Annotated in this window: 12 protein-coding genes; all 12 read right to left on the bottom strand. The window is 52.8% G+C overall.

The window, feature by feature from the left end; all coding sequences use genetic code 11:
• Nucleotides 1-50: 50 nt before the first annotated feature.
• Complete coding sequence (amaB, locus tag FOA19_RS17940; protein ID WP_149092225.1) at nt 51-1613, bottom strand: L-piperidine-6-carboxylate dehydrogenase; 1563 nt, start codon at nt 1611-1613, stop codon at nt 51-53.
• Nucleotides 1614-1757: 144 nt separating this feature from the next.
• Nucleotides 1758-3257 (bottom strand): Do family serine endopeptidase, encoded by a 1500-nt coding sequence (locus tag FOA19_RS17935; RefSeq protein WP_149092224.1) that lies wholly within the window; start codon nt 3255-3257, stop codon nt 1758-1760.
• A 183-nt stretch (nt 3258-3440) separates the two neighbouring features.
• Nucleotides 3441-3875: an Hsp20/alpha crystallin family protein gene (locus tag FOA19_RS17930; RefSeq protein ID WP_149092223.1), complete on the bottom strand. Its 435-nt coding sequence runs from the start codon at nt 3873-3875 to the stop codon at nt 3441-3443.
• Between the two features lie 1031 nt (nt 3876-4906).
• Nucleotides 4907-6112 carry a M20 metallopeptidase family protein gene (locus FOA19_RS17925; protein WP_149092222.1) on the bottom strand — a complete coding sequence of 402 codons (1206 nt, stop codon included), beginning with the start codon at nt 6110-6112 and terminating at the stop codon, nt 4907-4909.
• A gap of 253 nt (nt 6113-6365) precedes the next feature.
• The gene (locus tag FOA19_RS17920) at nt 6366-6644 is read right to left on the bottom strand and encodes a hypothetical protein (protein WP_149092221.1); all 279 of its coding nucleotides are present in this window, start codon (nt 6642-6644) and stop codon (nt 6366-6368) included.
• 393 nt (nt 6645-7037) lie between these two features.
• Nucleotides 7038-7586, bottom strand: a complete 549-nt coding sequence (locus tag FOA19_RS17915) for a sporulation protein (protein WP_149092220.1) — start codon at nt 7584-7586, stop codon at nt 7038-7040.
• Nucleotides 7587-7597: 11 nt separating this feature from the next.
• Complete coding sequence (deoC, locus tag FOA19_RS17910) at nt 7598-8269, bottom strand: deoxyribose-phosphate aldolase (RefSeq protein WP_223808970.1); 672 nt, start codon at nt 8267-8269, stop codon at nt 7598-7600.
• Nucleotides 8259-11639, bottom strand: coding sequence for a preprotein translocase subunit SecA (secA, locus tag FOA19_RS17905; RefSeq protein WP_149092219.1), 3381 nt, complete (start codon nt 11637-11639; stop codon nt 8259-8261). The genes deoC and secA overlap by 11 nt, the downstream gene beginning before the upstream one ends.
• Before the next feature lie 672 nt (nt 11640-12311).
• Nucleotides 12312-14561 (bottom strand): family 1 glycosylhydrolase, encoded by a 2250-nt coding sequence (locus FOA19_RS17900; RefSeq protein WP_149092218.1) that lies wholly within the window; start codon nt 14559-14561, stop codon nt 12312-12314.
• The gene (gene glf / locus FOA19_RS17895; protein ID WP_149092217.1) at nt 14548-15765 is read right to left on the bottom strand and encodes a UDP-galactopyranose mutase; all 1218 of its coding nucleotides are present in this window, start codon (nt 15763-15765) and stop codon (nt 14548-14550) included. The genes FOA19_RS17900 and glf overlap by 14 nt, the downstream gene beginning before the upstream one ends.
• Nucleotides 15766-15937: 172 nt before the next feature.
• Nucleotides 15938-17236 (bottom strand): glycosyltransferase family 1 protein, encoded by a 1299-nt coding sequence (locus FOA19_RS17890; protein WP_149092216.1) that lies wholly within the window; start codon nt 17234-17236, stop codon nt 15938-15940.
• A gap of 229 nt (nt 17237-17465) precedes the next feature.
• Nucleotides 17466-17990, bottom strand: coding sequence for a GNAT family N-acetyltransferase (locus FOA19_RS17885; protein WP_149092215.1), 525 nt, complete (start codon nt 17988-17990; stop codon nt 17466-17468).
• Nucleotides 17991-18135: the final 145 nt, after the last annotated feature.

Here is an 18135-nt window from a genome sequence, read left to right as displayed (position 1 = left end):
CTTTGTCCTTCTCCTCCAGAACGCCTGCATGGCGGCCTTTATTAGTCTGCTTACAAGTCAAACTTAATGCCCTGGGCCAGCGGCAGCTCACGTCCGAAATTGATGGTGTTGGTTTGTCTGCGCATGTAAAAACGCCATGCATCAGAGCCGGACTCACGCCCGCCGCCGGTGTCTTTCTCACCCCCGAACGCCCCGCCAATCTCGGCCCCTGACGTCCCGATGTTCACGTTGGCGATGCCGCAGTCAGAACCCCAATGGCTCAGGAAGGCCTCGGTTTCCAGCAGGTTAGAAGAGAAAATGGATGAGGAAAGTCCCTGGCGCACGCCGTTCTGGATGTCAATGGCATTGTTCACATCTCCGGTGTACTTGATGAGGTACAGAATGGGCGCGAAGGTTTCTTCCTGCACGGTATGGTAATGGTGCTCGGCTTCCACAATGGCCGGGGTCACGTAGGTACCGGTGGCGTATTCCTCCCCCTCCAGCACAGACCCGCCGATGAGCAGATTACCGCCTTCCTGCTGCACTTTCTCCAGCGCGTCTAGGAAAGCCGTAGTAGCGTCTTTGTCAATAAGCGGCCCCACCAGAATGCCGTCTTTCAGCGGATCCCCGATGGGTAGATTGGGATATACTTTGAGCAAACGCTCTTTCACTTCGTCATAGATGCTGTCATGGATGATAAGGCGCCGGGTAGAGGTGCACCGCTGACCGCAGGTACCTACCGCCCCGAATACCACCGCCCGGATGGCCATTTCCAGGTCAGCGTTAGGCGTGATGATGATGGCGTTGTTTCCGCCTAATTCCAGTAAAGAACGCCCTAAACGCCGACCCACGGCCTCGCCCACTTTCTTGCCCATGCGGGTAGAACCCGTAGCTGAGATCAATGGCAGACGCTCATCATGCGCCATTTTGCTGCCCACTATGGCATCGCCGATAATGATGTTGAAGACACCCTCGGGCACCTGGTTCTGCTCCAGCACCTCTTTGATGATGTGCTGACAGGCCACGGCCGTTAACGGGGTTTTCTCTGATGGTTTCCAGACCACTACATCGCCGCAGATAGTGGCTAGCATGGCGTTCCAGCTCCAAACCGCCACCGGGAAGTTGAACGCCGAGATCACGCCCACTACGCCCAGCGGATGGTACTGCTCATACATGCGGTGCGTGGGTCGCTCTGAGTGCATGGTGTACCCGTGCAGCTGCCGTGACAAGCCCACCGCGAAATCGCAGATGTCAATCATCTCCTGTACTTCGCCCAAACCTTCCTGCAGGATCTTGCCCATCTCGTAGCTCACCAGCTTGCCCAATGGCTCTTTGTACTCGCGCAGTTTAAGGCCTATCTGGCGCACCACCTCGCCGCGCTTGGGCGATGGCCAGGTACGCCACTCCAGAAACGCCTGCTGCGCAGTGGTCACTACCTGCTCATAGTCTGCCTCAGAAGCCATGTTCACCGTAGCGATGGTCTTCCCGTTGGTGGGCGAGTGGATGGTGCGGGTCTCTGCGTTGTTCTCGCCACCCCAATTCAGCCCGGTGCTGTAGGCGGGGTTGGTGTCCTGGATACCTAATTGGGTTAGAATATCGGTGATATCGGTCTGGAGCGTGGTCTCGGTCTGCATATAGGTTCTGGTTAACTACTAATTTGGGGAATAAGGCCCTAGTATAGCCCTTTCTGCCAACATAAAAAACAAAAAAGCTCCTGCCACAGGGCAGGAGCTTTGCAAGAGCCGTTTAGGGCTTATATTTCTCAAAACAGGTCAAAATTAGCGACCCAAGGCGTAGTAAGCACGACGGCCATCTGGGTAAACCCCTTCAATGAGGAGTCCGCCGCGACGGGTGCCTTTCAGCACTTTGTCTACGTCCTGAGGCGCGTTGGTAGGCGCTTTGTCAATGCTGGTGATGATGAAACCGTCTTTCATACCAGTCTCGGCGAAAGCACTTTCCTCCACTCCAGTGATTTTAACTCCACCCGGTATATCCAGTTTGTTCAATTCCTGCTTGCTGGCTGCCTCAAACTTGGCCCCGTCAATGGTCATGGCCTTTTTGGAGTTAGGGTCACGCTTCACGATCTCGGTGCTGCCGCTGGCGTTACGTAGGGTTACGTTGGCAGTTTTGTTGCTGCCACCACGCAGGTACGTCACCTTGATCTTATCGCCAGGACGATAGCGGGTCACCTGCTCTTGTAACTGAGCACCGGTGTTCACTTTCACGCCGTTAATCTCAGTGATCACGTCTCCTTGCTCAATACCGGCAGATTTGGCGGCGCTGCTTTCAGAGAAACCGGCCACGTACACCCCGTTCAGGGTTTTCAGGCTTTTCTCTTTGGCCAGATCGGAGTCAACTTCCTGCATCTGCACCCCTAGCAAAGCACGCTGCACTTCCCCAAACTTGAGAAGGTCATCCACCACTTTGCTCACAATAGAAGAAGGCACCGCGAAGGAATAACCGGCGAAAGAACCGGTCTGAGACGCAATGGCGGTGTTGATCCCAATCAGGTCACCGTTCAGGTTTACCAAAGCTCCCCCACTGTTACCTGGGTTCACGGCGGCATCGGTCTGGATGAACGACTCCACGCTCATGTTACCGGCACCTTGCAGAATACCAACGTTTCGGCCTTTGGCGCTCACGATACCAGCGGTCACGGTTGAGTTCAGGTTGAAGGGGTTCCCTACGGCCAGCACCCACTCGCCCACTTTCACGTTGTCAGAGTTGCCGTAGCGCAGGGCAGGCAAATTGTCAGCGTTGATCTTCAGCAGGGCGATGTCTGTGTTTGGATCCGTACCTACCAGAGTGGCCTCATACGTACGCTTATCGTCCAGAATCACCTGGATTTTATCGGCGCGGTCAATCACGTGGTTATTGGTCACCACGTATCCGTTAGAGGCAATGATCACCCCAGAACCGGAGCCCATGGCCGGGCCTTGCTGCTGGCGCTGATATCCTTCAAAGTCATCTCCGAAGAAATCGCGGAAGAAAGGGTGCATCTCGCTGGCACTTGGTCCGCGGCGCGCCTGCACTTTGTACTCTGTCGTCACGTGTACCACCGCCGGAGTCACCAACTCAGCCGAGGTCACGAAATTGAGGCCTTCCGGTACCACCACATCTGAGGTGCGCATGGCACTGGTATACCTCACGTTGGTATTGGGCAACTGCTGCCCGTTCACAGGGGCGTCATCGTCCAACAGTTTGTAACTTCCAACGGCTACGCCTCCACCTACCATAGCAGAGAGCATCAGCCCCAACATTAGCTGTTTCGTTTTCATATTTATTGGTCAGCTATATAGGTTAATAAATTGAAAAGTATCTCTTTTCTTAAGGTAATGGGCAGTCTTGTTTCTTTTGTACGTGCGTAACGCTAAAATAACAAAACAAGTATTATCATGTAAACAAAGACTACGCCAAAAAGGCGCCAGAAAGCGCCTTTTTAACATCTTCTTAACGTTTGGTTACTTCACAGAAATCTGGTGCTTCACCACTTTCTCTTCTACTTTAGGTACGGAAATGTGCAGCACTCCGTTTTCAAATTGGGCATCTATTGCAGCGGCATCAATGTGCTCTGGCAATTGGAAAGAGCGTCTGAACTTGCCGTACAGGTTCTCCACGCGGTGGTACTTCTGCTCCTGGTTTTCTTTCTTGAACGTACGCTCGCCGCTCACGCGCAACACGCCTTCCTCAAACTCCACGTTGATGTTCTCTTTGGTCACACCTGGCAGGGCCAGTTCCACCTCATAGGACTTCTCAGTTTCCCACAGGTCAACGGCCGGCGTGAAACCCTGCACCCGACGGTTGGTCACAGTGTCCTGAAAAAAGGTGTCTAACAAGCTGCTGAACGTCTGTGGCGCTCTGCCTTGCAATACCGGATGTTGTTTTACAGTTGTCATTGTCTTTATTTCTTAGGTTTTAAATTCTAGTTGGATACTTACCTATTCATAAATTCTGTACCAACCGTAAAACAAGGCCAAAACAAGTCATTATGTCTTAATATAAGAGAATGTATTTCAATCGTTAAGACATATTGTCTTAAAATATGCTTTTACAATGGCAAGTTGGTCATTGCTCTAACTCTTTATCAGAGAAGTATAACCAACGTTTGTAGCAATAGACACTTATTACTTTCAGTAGTTTAAGGCTTATTTTCTAATTAGCGGCTTGAAACAGGAACCCACCCCTACCCATCCCAAGAGGGGAGTTCCAGAATGCGTCAGTTGGTTACTGACTACAGTTCAGGTTATTGGTTACAACACCAACTGCGGTGAAAGAGAACAGCAAGGATTATATAGGAGTACCTCTTGTGGACACCCTTGAAAGCAGCCCCATCATTCAGCAAGATGACATGATAATCTTTTCCTGCGGCGGGCCGGGACGAAGGCCTACAGTGAGGCCGAGGCACGGCCTGCCGCACGGAAGAACAGTTCAAACAGTAATGGCCTACGAGAACTATGAAACAGAAGGCTTTAGCCAGGTGGTACCTTGACTGAAGCCTCACTGTCCGAGCGTCAGCGAGTTTGAGGCTTCTTGATTCTTTTGGTTACTTTTCTCATCAAGGAGAAAAGTGACAAACGCCCGCAGGCCGCGACTGCAACTAAAAGGTTGTAAGGAAGGGAGTAGAAGGTAAATCCGACAGAGTAGTTTTGAGGCTAGCGCCTCACTGCAGTTGCAAACTGCAGGCCATGGTAGGTCCAAGTTGAAAACTTGAACCAGAGAAAGAGAAGAAAAAGAGAATTGAAGAGAAGAAAAGAATCTAATACCCCTTACATCTGTCATTCCCTAACCCCTTCAAAGAGGAACAGAGTTCTGACAAAGTAGGGCTTACCAAATTGGCTCATACCCAATAATAGCTAAAACAAAAGTCTTCTGTTTAGAACCTATTTTTCCAAAAGCAGGCTCTAAACAGAAGACTCTTCATAAATGCTTACAACTGAGCCGTCAATGCTTGTAGCTCACTAATAGCAAGCCAAGCCATAAGCCCGCTGCCTACTTCCAGCGCAGCTTCGTCAATATTGAAAGTGGGCGTGTGTACGCCGGAGGTGATGCCTCGCTCCTCATTTCGGGTGCCCAGGCGATAGAAGCAGGCATCGGTTTGTTGAGAGTAGTAAGCGAAGTCTTCGGCCGCCATCCACATGTCCAGGTCTTCTACGTTCTCTAGGCCCAGGTAGGCTTCGGCGGCGGCGCGGGCGCGAGCTACCAGCGCGGGATCGTTTTTGAGGAAAGGATAGCCGTCCATGATGTTGATCTCGCAGGAACCACCCATGCTTTCGCACAGCCCCTCGGCCAGTTTCTTGATTTTCTGTTTAGCCTCGGCGCGCCAGGTTTCGTCCATGGTCCGGAAGGTACCTTCTATGTGCACTTCGCCCGGAATCACGTTGGTGGCGCCGTTGGCAATGACTTTCCCAAAAGACAGTACGGATGGCACCTTGGGATTGGCCCGCCGGCTGACGATCTGCTGCAAGGCTACCAACAAGTGCGCCGAGATCAGAACCGGGTCTACCAGTTGCTCGGGCAGGCCCCCGTGGCCGCCTTTGCCTTTCACGGTGATGTAGATTTCATCGGCTGAGGCCATGTACATGCCGGAGCGGAAACCAACCTTGCCCGCGGGCAGAAACGGGAATACGTGCTGCCCCATAATGCTCAGCGGCGCCGGGTTCTGCAGCACGCCTTCCTTGATCATCAAAGACGCGCCACCCGGAAACTTCTCCTCGCCCGGCTGGAAAATGAGCTTCACAGTGCCTTCAAACGCATGGCGCAGTTCCTGCAGAATGCGGGCCGTGGTCAACAGCGAGGAGGTATGCACATCGTGGCCGCAAGCATGCATCACGCCTTCGTTGCGGCTTTTATATTCCACCTCGTTGGTTTCCAGAATGGGCAGGGCGTCTAAATCGGCGCGAAGGGCGGTGGTGGCTTTCTCGGGGTTGCGGCCTTTGACCAGCGCCACTACCCCGGTTTCGGTTACCCGTTCTGGCTCCAGCCCGTACTCCTGCAGTTTCCGGAACACGTAGGCCGAGGTCTCAAATTCCTGGAAAGACAGCTCGGGATTCTGGTGCAGGTGATGACGGGTAGCCACCGTTTGTGACGCGTATTTCCGGGCGAGGTCCTGTATTTGGTTTGTAAGTTCTTGCATAGTAAAAGGCAAACGACTAGGGCAAAGGTACGGCTATAAACCGAGATTGCCGTTTAGGGCCTGGTTACAGAAAACAGTCCCTAAACGGCACGCTTTACGTTCACCATTTTCGTGCAAGTTTCCAGAATTTGGATTCGGTAAGGTTCTCCCCTGCTTCACGCTCTTCCTTCAAGCAAGTTCACTCTAAGGAACCGCCATGCGCGATGTATCGTCTGGAAAGGAGATGTGCTTTTGATGCAAAGCTCGCTGGCGGTTAGGAAGCCGATTTATGACTTAAAAAGCCAAGATCGGCTTCTAATCTTCTTACCCTGGCTAGGCCTGTTAAGGTAAGATAAACCAAAGGCGGGATGCTCAAAGGACTGATGGCGACAAAGCCTTCCTGGGCAAGGTCATAGCAAAGATCCAAGGTTTGCTCTACCGATAGGTGGTTTTCCAAGGCTACCTGGGCGGAAGAGACGGGGTGGTCCTCAGGCTCCCGATACCCCCGCACTTTCGCAAAAAGATGAAGTAAGATCAGGTCCTGTTTATCCATTACACAATGCTCTTACTTAAAACTACAAAGCTCTCTTTTAATTTTTTAACTCCCCTGAGCTAATTAGGTAGTCTTCCCTTTATTTTCCGTAGTTCTACCCCCCCCCCCCCCGCAAAACACAAGTAGAACACTCCGTATTTACTCGGATGTATTACCTTAAGAAAGGCTTTTATACAAGCTTTTCAGCAGTCAGACGCAACTCCACATCACCCCCCTTTGCACAAGGCACAAAGCTCTCTGTCTCCTTTGGGGTGCCGTACAGGCCAACTCTTCCATCTGCTGCCGAAGGGGGCTTGACAGCAGGCAAGCAAGCACAAAAAAATCCGCCGTTTAGCGCCTGTTTTCTAAAAACAAGCCTAAACGGCGGATATAAAAACCAGACGGTGTAATGTCTTATTTGGGAATGTTGATGGTTTCCTGCACCAGCAGAGCATTAGGCAGCAGATCTTGGATCTTGTTCAGGGCGGCCTGGGCCTCTACGCGGGTAAAGAAATCGCCAATCTTAAGCACATAGGTAGGCTGCTTGTAGGTAAGGTAATCTTTCTCCTCAGGCAGTCTTCGCACAATGTTGTTGCGCAAGTCCATGGCGGCTTTTCGCTCAATGCCGGTGTAGGCCAGAATACGGTAGCCTGCGGCGTACTTGATGTTGCGGTTCACCTGTGCCACACTGTCCATGAGCAGACTTACCTGCTGACCTACGTGGTTTGTGGGTGCGGGCGGGGCCATGGGTTCTGCGGCACCTGCCGGAGCCGCCGGGAAGGAGGGCCGGTATTTCTTGGTGTCTACCAAAGTAGCCGTGCCTTCTCCCTTTTTCCCGTCTGACCGGCTGCTGCCGGAAGAGGCGGAACCGTTGCCGTTGCTCGTTGAAGAGGAAGTACTACCGGTGGCAGCACAGCTCATCATAAGCCCCAGGCAAAGGAAGGTGAAAATTCTATAGGTCATGTTTCTCCAAATCATAGCAATGAAACGCCGGAGGATGTTCCAATCCGGTCTGCTCCCGCTTTCACCAACGCAAGGGCGGCTTCCTTGGTTTTGATCCCACCCGAGGCTTTGATCTTAATGTGTTTAGGCAAATTGGCGCGCATGAGCAGCACGTCCTCTATCTGGGCTCCAGAGGCGGCGTACCCCGTAGAGGTTTTCACGAAATCGGCTTCGGCCTCCACGCAGATCTCGCAAACCTGCACAATCTCCTCCGGAGACAGCAAAGCCGTCTCAATGATCACCTTCAGGATAGAGTTTTTGAAGTGGCACAGGGTGCTGAGTTCCTGCAACTCTGACATCACCTCTTCATGTTTCCCCGATTTGAAAGCCGCGATGTTCATCACCACATCAATCTCCGTAGCCCCTTCAGACAGCGCCTGGTGTGCTTCAAAAAACTTCACCTTGGCCAGTTGGTACCCAAAAGGGAAACCCACCACGGTGGCAACCTGTACGCCTGTGTCTTGCAGGGCAGCCACGGCCTGACGCACAAAGCAAGGTGGCACGCACACTGCCGCGAAACGGTACTGGACCGCTTCCTGGCAGAGTTGTGCCACCATGTCTTTGGTAGTATCAGGCCTTAGCACCGTATGGTCTATATACGGTGCCAGGCTCTGTTCGGGGGAAATCAAAAAATTAGTCTTCAAGGAGTACGCAACGGTTGTTGAGTAAATCGTTTTCTACGTTTTTGAACTTCACGTCTTTCATGACGCGGCCATCTGAGTACATCACGTTGACCCGGTCATTGCGGCCGGCGTGCTTCTCTACCCTGATGGGCGCCTGCTTTGGCGCAGCGGCCTGCGGCATGGAAGGCATGCCCTGGGTTGGCTCTTCTAAGGTAGAATGCACCTCCTCTTTCTGCTCATGTAATCTTGGTGGTTTTGGAGCCTGGGGCTGACGGGCTTCCTGCACGGGAACCGGGGCCTCTTGCTGTACCGGAAGATCGGCTTTGAACAGGAAGGAAACGGTTTCTTCGTTCACCTTGCTGATCATGCGTTTGAACAGCTCAAATGACTCAAACTTGTAGATCAACAACGGGTCTTTCTGCTCGTACACCGCGTTCTGCACGCTTTGTTTCAGGTCATCCATCTCACGCAGGTGCTGGGTCCAGGCCTGGTCAATGGTAGCCAGCGTGATTACTTTCTCCACGGTCTTGATGAGCTCGCGGCCATGGGTGTTCACTACTTTCTCCAGGTTGGCTACGGCCGTGATCTGCTTGCGTCCGTCAGAGAAAGGCACGGCAATGTTCTCAATCATTGGCCCACGGTTCTCATAGATATCAGCCATGATTGGTGCTGACTGGTCCATGATCTGGTGGTTTTTGGCCAGGTAGAAATCAAGCGCCTCGTTGTACAGACGGTCCATCAACACATCTACAGACTGGCCAGCCAGTTCTGGCGCCGTGATGGCGGAGTTGAAGCCGTACACTCTGATGATGTGCAGCAGGAAGTCCTCGTGGTTACCGGTGGCTTTGTAGGTCTGTACAATGTCCTCGGCGGTATCGTAGATCATGTTCCAGATATCCAGCTCCAGACGCTCACCGTACAGGGCGTTGCGGCGGCGCTTGTACACCACCTCGCGCTGGGCGTTCATCACGTCATCGTACTCCAACAGGCGCTTCCGCGTTCCGAAGTTGTTTTCCTCTACTTTCTTCTGGGCACGCTCAATAGAGTTGGTGATCATGGAATGCTGAATCACTTCGCCTTCCTCCAGACCCATACGGTCCATCAAGCGGGCAATACGGTCAGAACCGAACAGACGCATCAAGCTGTCTTCCAGCGACACGAAGAACTGGGAAGATCCCGGGTCTCCCTGGCGGCCTGAACGACCACGCAACTGACGGTCTACCCGACGAGACTCGTGACGCTCTGTACCGATGATAGCCAATCCGCCCGCGGCTTTGGATTCCGGGGTCAGTTTAATATCCGTACCACGGCCCGCCATGTTCGTAGCAATGGTCACGGTGCTTGGCTTACCGGCTTCGGCCACAATCTCGGCCTCGCGCTGGTGCTGTTTCGCGTTCAATACTTGGTGCGGCACGCCGCGCAGTTTGAGCATACGGCTTACCAGCTCAGAAATCTCCACCGAGGTAGTACCCACCAACACCGGACGTCCGGCTTGCGTAAGGGTCTGGATCTCCTCTACCACCGCATTGTATTTCTCACGCATGGTTTTGTACACCTTGTCGTGCTCGTCTTTACGCTGGGCTACGCGGTTCGTAGGAATCACCACTACGTCCAGCTTGTAGATTTCCCAGAACTCACCGGCTTCGGTCTCAGCGGTACCGGTCATACCGGCCAGCTTGTGGTACATCCGGAAGTAGTTCTGCAAGGTAACCGTGGCGTAAGTCTGGGTGGCATCCTCTACCCGCACGTTTTCTTTCGCCTCAATGGCCTGGTGTAATCCATCTGAGTAACGACGACCTTCCATCACACGACCCGTCTGCTCATCCACGATCTTCACCTTGTGGTCATCGGTCACAATGTACTCGGTGTCCTTCTCAAACAGGGTGTAAGCTTTAAGCAACTGGTTGATGGTGTGCACGCGCTGCGACTTCTCCTGGTACTCCTGGATCAGGCGCTCTTTCTCGTGCAGTTTATCATCGGCGGAGAGTTCCTTGTGGCTCTCGATGTTGGCCAACTCCGTCCCGATGTCTGGCAAGATGAACAAATGCGGATCTTCGCCCTGACCAGTGATTAGGTCAATGCCTTTCTCAGTGAGTTCAATCTGGTTGTGTTTCTCGTCAATGGTGAAGAACAAAGGCTTGTCGGCCTCTGGCATCTGGCGGGCATGGTCTTGCAGGTAGAACGCCTCGGTCTTCAACAAGATCTGACGAACGCCGGTCTCGCTCAGGAACTTGATCAACGGCTTGTTTTTAGGCAAACCTCTGAAAGCGCGGAACAAGGCCAGACCACCTTCTTTGTCGTTTCCTTCTTTGATAAGACGCTTGGCTTCTACCAGGTAGTTACCCACCAATTTACGTTGGGCTTCTACCAGGGCTGCTACGCGGGGCTTCAACACGTAGAACTCGTGCTCATCGCCGCGCGGCACCGGACCAGAAATGATCAAAGGCGTACGGGCATCGTCAATCAACACGGAGTCCACCTCATCCACCATGGCGTAGTGGTGCTTGCGCTGTACCAGTTCACCGGGCTCGCGGGACATGTTGTCGCGCAGGTAGTCAAACCCGAATTCGTTGTTGGTACCGTAGGTGATGTCCGCTAAATAGGCACTGCGGCGGGCATCAGTATTCGGTTGGTGCTTGTCAATACAGTCAATGGTGATGCCATGGAACTCAAACAACGGCGCCATCCACTCAGAGTCACGCTTGGCCAGGTAGTCGTTCACGGTTACTACGTGCACGCCGCGTTTGGCCAGGGCGTTCAGGAACGAAGGCAGCGTAGCCACCAAGGTTTTACCTTCACCCGTCGCCATCTCGGCAATCTTACCCTGGTGCAGAACAATCCCCCCAATCAGCTGCACATCATAGTGCACCATGTCCCAGGTTACCTCATTGCCGGCGGCAATCCATTTATTGAGCCAGACGGCTTGGTCGCCCTGGATCTGTACGTTTGGTTTGCGGGCCGCCAGGCTGCGGTCAAGCTCGGTGGCGGTAACGGTCAGTTGGCCGTTGTCTTTGAAGCGGCGGGCCGTCTCTTTCACTATGGCAAAAGCCTGCGGCAGCACTTCCATGAGCACTACTTCCAGGTCTTTGTTGCGGTCTTTCTCCAGGCCGTCAATCTCCGTGAAGATCTCTTCTTTCTGGGCGATATCCAGCTCCGGCTCGTTCTCTATGCGTTGGTAAAGAACCGTTACTTTATCATCAATGGGTTTGAGACGGTCTGCGATCACAGCCTGCACCTCCAGGGTACGGGCGCGCAGTTGGTCATCGGAAAGGGAATTGAGTTTGGCGAACTCCTGGTTGATGAGCGCTACGTACGGCAATACCCCCTTGATATCCCGCTCCGATTTGGTACCGAAAATCTTAGCGACCGTCTTCCCAACAAAATCAAACATATATAACTAGTTAAAATGTACTTGAATCAATTTCAAAAATACGCGGTTTTTCCGACAATTTTCTATCTAGCTAAAACAATACCACTTACACAATAGTGCCCTCAGCCTGACGGGATGTCATTAAAAAGTAAAACCGGTTAGGAACAGCTTAAAAAATAGAATGGGATTGGGGTGTTTAAAGGCTCCTTTTTCGAAAACAGCTCCAAACCAGAGATCCCCTAAAGTTGACCAGATTCCCCATCGCCAACCCAGCAGGAAAGCCCTTTCTTTTCTCACCAAAGAGAACAGCCAAATTTCTGACGATGTTCACCCAAGGGAAATAATCCCGCCCTGCTTCTATAAGAGGAATGATTTTCGCTAAGATTCCATTGGCTGAAAATGGATTCGGCACTTCAGAAATTGCTAAGCTGATGTTTTTCGCTTCGGGATTTTGCTTACCGCATAGTTTCTAAAATCTGAGGTTAAAACGCGAGACTAGACAAGCAACTTTCCTCCTTCTATGGATTTTAAAGACCACCTGACGGAATTACCTGTTTGATAACCTGCTACGGATTTCCCTAGCTAGTTAGAATGGGTTCATCCTATAAGACCCAAGGAAAATGAAAAGTCCGTTTGGGGCCTGTTTTTCCATAAACAGGCCCCGAACGGACTTAATAACAAAGGCACTCCTTATTACGCCTGCGCGGCGAACTGCATCTCGTCTTCGGGGTTATTCAATTGACGATCAGATGGCCTGAAGTTAAACTCACACATGTGCAGGAATCTACGCAAGGCATCTTCCACGGAGGGCAGGATGGCTCTTTTGCCCGTTGCAAGCGCCGAAGTTGCAGGCCGAGCCGCGGGAAGGTTGAACGTTTCCTGCGGTACTGGCTGAAGCCAGGGACTGGGCTCCATACCCGCCAGATTGGCGGCCAATTCGGCTAACTGCGCCCAACTGAGGGCTCCTTGGTTGGCCAGGTGCCAGATGCCGCTTTCCTCGTCAATCAACAAGTCAAGGGCGGCATTTACCAGATCGGGCACGAAGGTGGGTGTGACAACGCTGTCTTCCGCGGCCAGGAACGTCTCTTGGTGCGCAATGGCTTTCAAGGCCTTGTACACGAAATTATGCTCATCCCAAGGCCCGAAGAAGGCACTGGTTCTAATGACCAAGGCTCCCGGCATGGCAGCCAGCACCTGCTCCTCGGCCATGGCCTTGCTGCAGCCGTACACATTCACCGGGTTAGTCGGGGCTTCCTCGGCATAGTGGGTTTCGGTGTTGCCGTCAAACACCAGGTCTGAGGAGAACGTCACAAACCCAATGTTCAGCGACTGGCACACCTGGGCCAACACAGCCGGCCCCAGGGTGTTTTCGCGGTAGCAGGCCTCGGGCTCCTTTTCGGCATCATCTACGCGCACGTAGCCGGCCGTATTCACCAAAGCCCAGGGTTGGTATTTCCGCAGAGTCTCCTCCACTGAGGCAGCGTCTGCAATGTCCATGTCTTGCCTTGAGAGCAGCACGTACGGAATTCCCCTTACATCGCAGACTTTGGCAAACGCACGGCCCAGGGTACCGGTAGCGCCGGTGATGAGCAGTGGCTGAACGGTGAGGTTGTTGAGTTGACGCAAGGGCCCGGCGGCCATGTTCCAAGATTCGGGGCATTCTGCCAAGGGCGGGTAGGCACTGCGGCAGGCGCGTTTCCACCAACCCTCAATCTGCAGCAAGGGGTGGCGTTCTTCCTGGTTGGCCAGGCCGCTCAGGAACTTAGAGACGGACGTCTCGGCTGGTTTCCCGTCACGAAGGTCGTACACGCCAATCTCGTAATGCCCGTTGTTCTGGGTAAGCAGGCTGTTCCAGTCATAGGCGCCCAACAACGTCCAGGCAGTGACACCCAGGATGTTTCTGCCCTCTTTTCTCAAAAACGAGGCAGAATCCCAGACCTCGGCAAACCAACGCATCTGCTCCTCGCGGGTGCAGCAAAGGTGGGCTTCGGTGATCGCCACCGGAATGTCATACCGATCGCAGACCTGTTCCAGGATTTTCTGCACGCCCAGCGGATTGGCGGCTTGCACGCGCACAGCCTCCACGTCTGCGTAGCGCTGGTAGTAATTGCTGCCGTGGGTGTGCCAAGGATAGTCAATGATGCGCTCATCCAGGTACCGCTCACTGGTGACGTAGTAATTTACCCCGATCACGTTAGGCGGGCACGGATTCTGCACCATCTCCAGCAGGGTTGCTTCCGGCACTTTGTTTTCCACCAAGTAGCGCCACATCACATGCTGCTGATCTACCTTGCCGCAGAGCAGATCCCAGGAAAGCCACCGGCGGTGGTTCTCAAAATCTGCCTGGTACTGCAAGGCCGGCGTAGCATGGGAATACCCCAGGTCATCGGTCTGCACCAATTGGGCGTTGGGGTTGATTTCCCTTATCGCCTGCATGGCTAACCGGGTGCCGTTTATTTGGTTTAGTAAAGCTTTGGCGAAGGAAGTGTCGTCTTTGGCGTGTGGGTACCAGAAGCCGTACAAGGCGCTGAACCGGGCGGTGGTAAGTGGTTCATTGATGGGAGTGTAATAGGTGACCCAGGGAAACTGTTTGGCCACGGAGCGCGCGTACTGCGCAAATTTCTGGGGAAAATCGTCGTCCAGAAGGTTGGTATATCGGGGGCCGCTGCCATGATGCAGCAGCCCCACGATAGGGTCAATGTTCAGTTCCCGGAGCCGGTTGAGCCGTTCTGTAGCCCAATTCCAGTCATGTTGCTCCGGGTGCTCTGGGGCCACGCTCTCCCACAGGACCGGGTACCGCAGTTTGGTGATACCCAATGCCGCAAACAGATCCAGGTCCGTTAGCCGTTGTGCGTGCCCGCTTTGTGCAAGCTGGTCAAAGTACTGCTCGCCTACACGGTTTACGGTACACTCAACGCCCCCCCAAAGCTCAATGTTTCCCATTCGGAGTGACTTTGGTGGAACTTCCGTTTACGGTGCTGGCACCTCCGGTCAAGGCCTCGCGCACCACTTTGGGCAATACATCCATGCCATCCACAACTGGCTGCTTGGCTGCTTTGTCCCCTGTCAGTTTCTTGTGCAGGGTAAGCGCCTGGGCCACTACCTGGTCCATGTTATAGTACTTGTAGGTAGCCAAACGGCCCACAAAGTGCACCCCAGGGGTGCTATCGGCCAGCTTTTTGTACTTGTTGTACAGTTCAGCGTTCTCTGGTTTAGGCACTGGGTAGTAAGGATCTCCCTCAGCGCGTGGGAACTCATATACCAGGCTAGTTTTCTGATGCTGCTGACCGGTCAGGTATTTGAACTCCGTAACGCGGGTGTACAGCTGCTCATTAGGGTAGTTCACCACGGCCACCGGCTGGAACACCTCTTTGTTCACGGTCTCATGCTTGAACTCCAGCGAGCGGTACGGCAGTTTACCGTATTTGAAGTCAAAGTACTCATCTACCGGACCGGTATAGATCATCTCTTTGAAAGGAATGAAGTCTATGATGTCATGGTAGTCTGTGTTGAGCATGATCTTGATGTTGGGGTGGTCCAGCATCTTCTCAAACATCTTGGTGAAACCGTGCAGCGGCATGGCCTGGTAGGTGTCTGTGAAGTAGCGGTCATCGCGGTTGGTGCGCGTTGGTACGCGCGAGGTCACCGATTTGTCCAGCTCAGAAGGGTCCATGCCCCACTGCTTGCGGGTGTAGTTCTTGAAGAACTTCTCATACAGCTCTCGGCCCACTTTACTTACCACCACGTCTTCTGAGGTCTTGATCACCGGCACGTTCTCGGCCACTGATTCAAAGAACTTGTCCAGCTCAAAGGAAGTGAGGCTAAGGCCATACAGCTTGTTGATGGTGTCCAGGTTGATAGGCATGGGAACCTGCTGCCCGTCTACGCTGGCCAGCACGCGGTGCTCATACGGGCGCCACTCTGTGAACTGCCCAAGGTACTCAAACACCTCTTTGGAGTTGGTGTGGAAGATGTGCGGACCGTACTTGTGTACCAGAATCCCATCTTCGTTATAATGGTCATAGGCATTGCCGGCAATGTGCGACCGTTTGTCTATGATTAATACTTTTTTATTGGAATACGTAGCTAAACGCTCGGCTAGTACGCTCCCGGCAAAACCTGCCCCTACAATCAAATAGTCGAACATATGTCTTTTTGGCTAAAAGTTAGATCAAATTAAATTTTGTTTATTTTATACAGATACTTTTGGCGTATCTTCTCACACTCTCCTGGCAAGGAGAGAGACTTCTGCTTTGGGGCTGTTTTCTTAAAAAGAACCTTGAAACGGCTGGGCCTTTTCCTTTCCCTGGAAACCAGGCCTACTTGGCGGCAGAATCCCTTTTGGTTTTCTTCTCGGTGCTCACCATTTGCATGAGGCGCACCATGTTCTGCCAGGTCTTGTCCCACGAGATGCCCGCCAGGTATTCATCGGCACGGTGCCTCCATTTGGCATCATCTTTCTGAGCCAGCGCTTTCTCCAGGGCTGCCTCGAAATCTTTGGCACCATCGGCAATCTGCACCAGGTTCAGGTCGCCGTAAGGGCGCACCACGTCTCTGATGGAAGTAGACACCACGGGTTTACCGGCGGCCAGGTACTCTGGGGTTTTGGTAGGGCTGATGTATTTGGTGGAATCATTGAGGGCGAACAGCAGCATGGCCACGTCCCAACCAGCCAGATAGGAAGGCAACTCCTGGTACGATTTTCCGCCCAAGTAATGGATATTCTCTGCGTTCGGCAACACGGCGGCGTCTATCTTCACTACCGGCCCGATGATGACAAACTGCCATTCTGGGCGAGCGGCGGAAAGTTCGCGGAGCAGCTCTATGTCAAAGCGCTCGTCTACCACCCCGAAGAAACCCATGCGTGGGTGCGGGATATTGGCCTGGTCAGCAGGATCGGCTTGGATTTGGCGCGCTTGCGCGAAATGAACTTTATCTATGCTGCTAGGGAACGCATATACTTCTTTGTGACGGTCCTTTTTGGCCTCGTACAGGCTCTGGCCTCCGGTGAACACCACATCTGCTTTCTGCAGCAACTCTGACTCCAGTTCCAATAATCTTGGGGGAGCGAATTTAAAAGCAGAAAGCTCATCCATCACGTCAAAAACGGTCAAAGCCGGAGTAAACTGACGGGTTATTTCCAACGCCATAGGCGTATAGTACCAAAATACGGTTTTGCTCAGGTCATGATCGGCCATGAAGGCGTTGAGCAATTCTATCTGTTTAGCATCTGATTCCTCTGGGGTAAGACCGTTGGGCAGATGGGCAATGACTTTGGTGACCCGGCCATCCTCGCGCTCTTCCATCTCCAGACGAGGCTGTGCGTTGTCATAGAAATAAGGCTCTTCAAAGAAGAATAAGCGGGTGTGTTTGGCAAAGCGCGAGAGCAAGTGCTGCGGGCGTTGGTACACAAAATCCCATCTCAGGTGCGACAAGCAGATAATGGCAGAAACAGAAGTAAGATAAGCCTCAAGACTAGTGTCATTGGCTATTTTTGGAGCGGTTTTTGGGGTATTTTTTACAGACGGTGCATGCGTACTGGTTGATGTTACTTCTGGTTCTGGCGTAGAGGAGCTACTCCCCCCGCCGGGGATAAAATCTAAGTCTAAGTCAAACATATCAAAAGCGAGTTAAGAAGTGAGGGTCCTGAAAAGAACGCGATAACAGATGTCTTTTCCTTTTACAAACCTAGCTTACGCACTTTTGGGAAAAAGGCTGCATTTCAATAGGATTTACCCTTGATTACCCTACAAAAACAGGCAAAATTCAGTATTAATCCATCTATTTAGAATGAGATTTATTCTGTCTGAGAGACTTTTAACCGTGCGCGGCGGGCATTAACCTTTTTCAAGAATTGCCTAGTACTTTCTGCAGTTCCACTACCGCCTGCCACCCTTGCGGGGTCCTGAGCCAGTCTTTGCGCACGCCTACTTCCTGAAACCCGACCTGCCGAAAAAGCTTTAAACTGGTGGTATTCTCCTGGGCCACAGAGGCGTAAAGTTGGTGCAGTTGCAGCACTTGGGCGGCATATTCTTCCAGGAGTTGGAGCGTCTCTTTGCCGTAGCCCTGTCCCCGCTGGTCAGAGGCCAGGGCAATGCCCACGCCCGCCCGTTGATGGAGCGGCTCAAAATCAAAAAGATCAACGGTTCCTATGGCCTTTTGGCCCTCTTGCAGGCAAACCATGAGCCTGAGTTGCCGGGCCGCATAAATGTCCAGGCTGGCGCTTTCCAGGTATTGGCGCAGGGCCTCCTGGGAAAAAGGCGCCACAGACATACTCACCGCCCAAAGCGCGGGATCATTCTCCAGCTGGTAAAGGAACGCCAGGTCTGAGGGTTCTGGCGCGCGCAGAAAGATGCGGTCTGTTTGGAGCATAGGCAGCAGGTGAAATACGGCTTCTCAAAGGCAAGCACAGGCAATGACGCCCAGCACCTAAAGGTACCGCCAAAAGTACAGAAACCAGATTCATTTCAGGTCACCACTTTCCCACAGCAGAACTGTTTTTTGTCTTTTTTTAAGA

The organism is Rufibacter hautae (genome assembly GCF_008271695.1).
GTDB classification, from domain to species: Bacteria; Bacteroidota; Bacteroidia; order Cytophagales; family Hymenobacteraceae; genus Nibribacter; species Nibribacter hautae.
Note: the sequence above shows the minus strand (reverse complement) of the source record. Positions and strands in the feature narration are given on the sequence as shown.

Bases quoted from the DNA above. Each gene is read 5' to 3' on its own strand.
- amaB (WP_149092225.1), bottom strand. From the start codon at position 1,613: ATGCAGACCGAGACCACGCTCCAGACCGATATCACCGATATTCTAACC.
- FOA19_RS17935 (WP_149092224.1), bottom strand. From the start codon at position 3,257: ATGAAAACGAAACAGCTAATGTTGGGGCTGATGCTCTCTGCTATGGTA.
- FOA19_RS17930 (WP_149092223.1), bottom strand. From the start codon at position 3,875: ATGACAACTGTAAAACAACATCCGGTATTGCAAGGCAGAGCGCCACAG.
- FOA19_RS17925 (WP_149092222.1), bottom strand. From the start codon at position 6,112: ATGCAAGAACTTACAAACCAAATACAGGACCTCGCCCGGAAATACGCG.
- FOA19_RS17920 (WP_149092221.1), bottom strand. From the start codon at position 6,644: ATGGATAAACAGGACCTGATCTTACTTCATCTTTTTGCGAAAGTGCGG.
- FOA19_RS17915 (WP_149092220.1), bottom strand. From the start codon at position 7,586: ATGACCTATAGAATTTTCACCTTCCTTTGCCTGGGGCTTATGATGAGC.
- secA (WP_149092219.1), bottom strand. From the start codon at position 11,639: ATGTTTGATTTTGTTGGGAAGACGGTCGCTAAGATTTTCGGTACCAAA.
- FOA19_RS17900 (WP_149092218.1), bottom strand. From the start codon at position 14,561: ATGGGAAACATTGAGCTTTGGGGGGGCGTTGAGTGTACCGTAAACCGT.
- glf (WP_149092217.1), bottom strand. From the start codon at position 15,765: ATGTTCGACTATTTGATTGTAGGGGCAGGTTTTGCCGGGAGCGTACTA.
- FOA19_RS17890 (WP_149092216.1), bottom strand. From the start codon at position 17,236: ATGTTTGACTTAGACTTAGATTTTATCCCCGGCGGGGGGAGTAGCTCC.
- FOA19_RS17885 (WP_149092215.1), bottom strand. From the start codon at position 17,990: ATGCTCCAAACAGACCGCATCTTTCTGCGCGCGCCAGAACCCTCAGAC.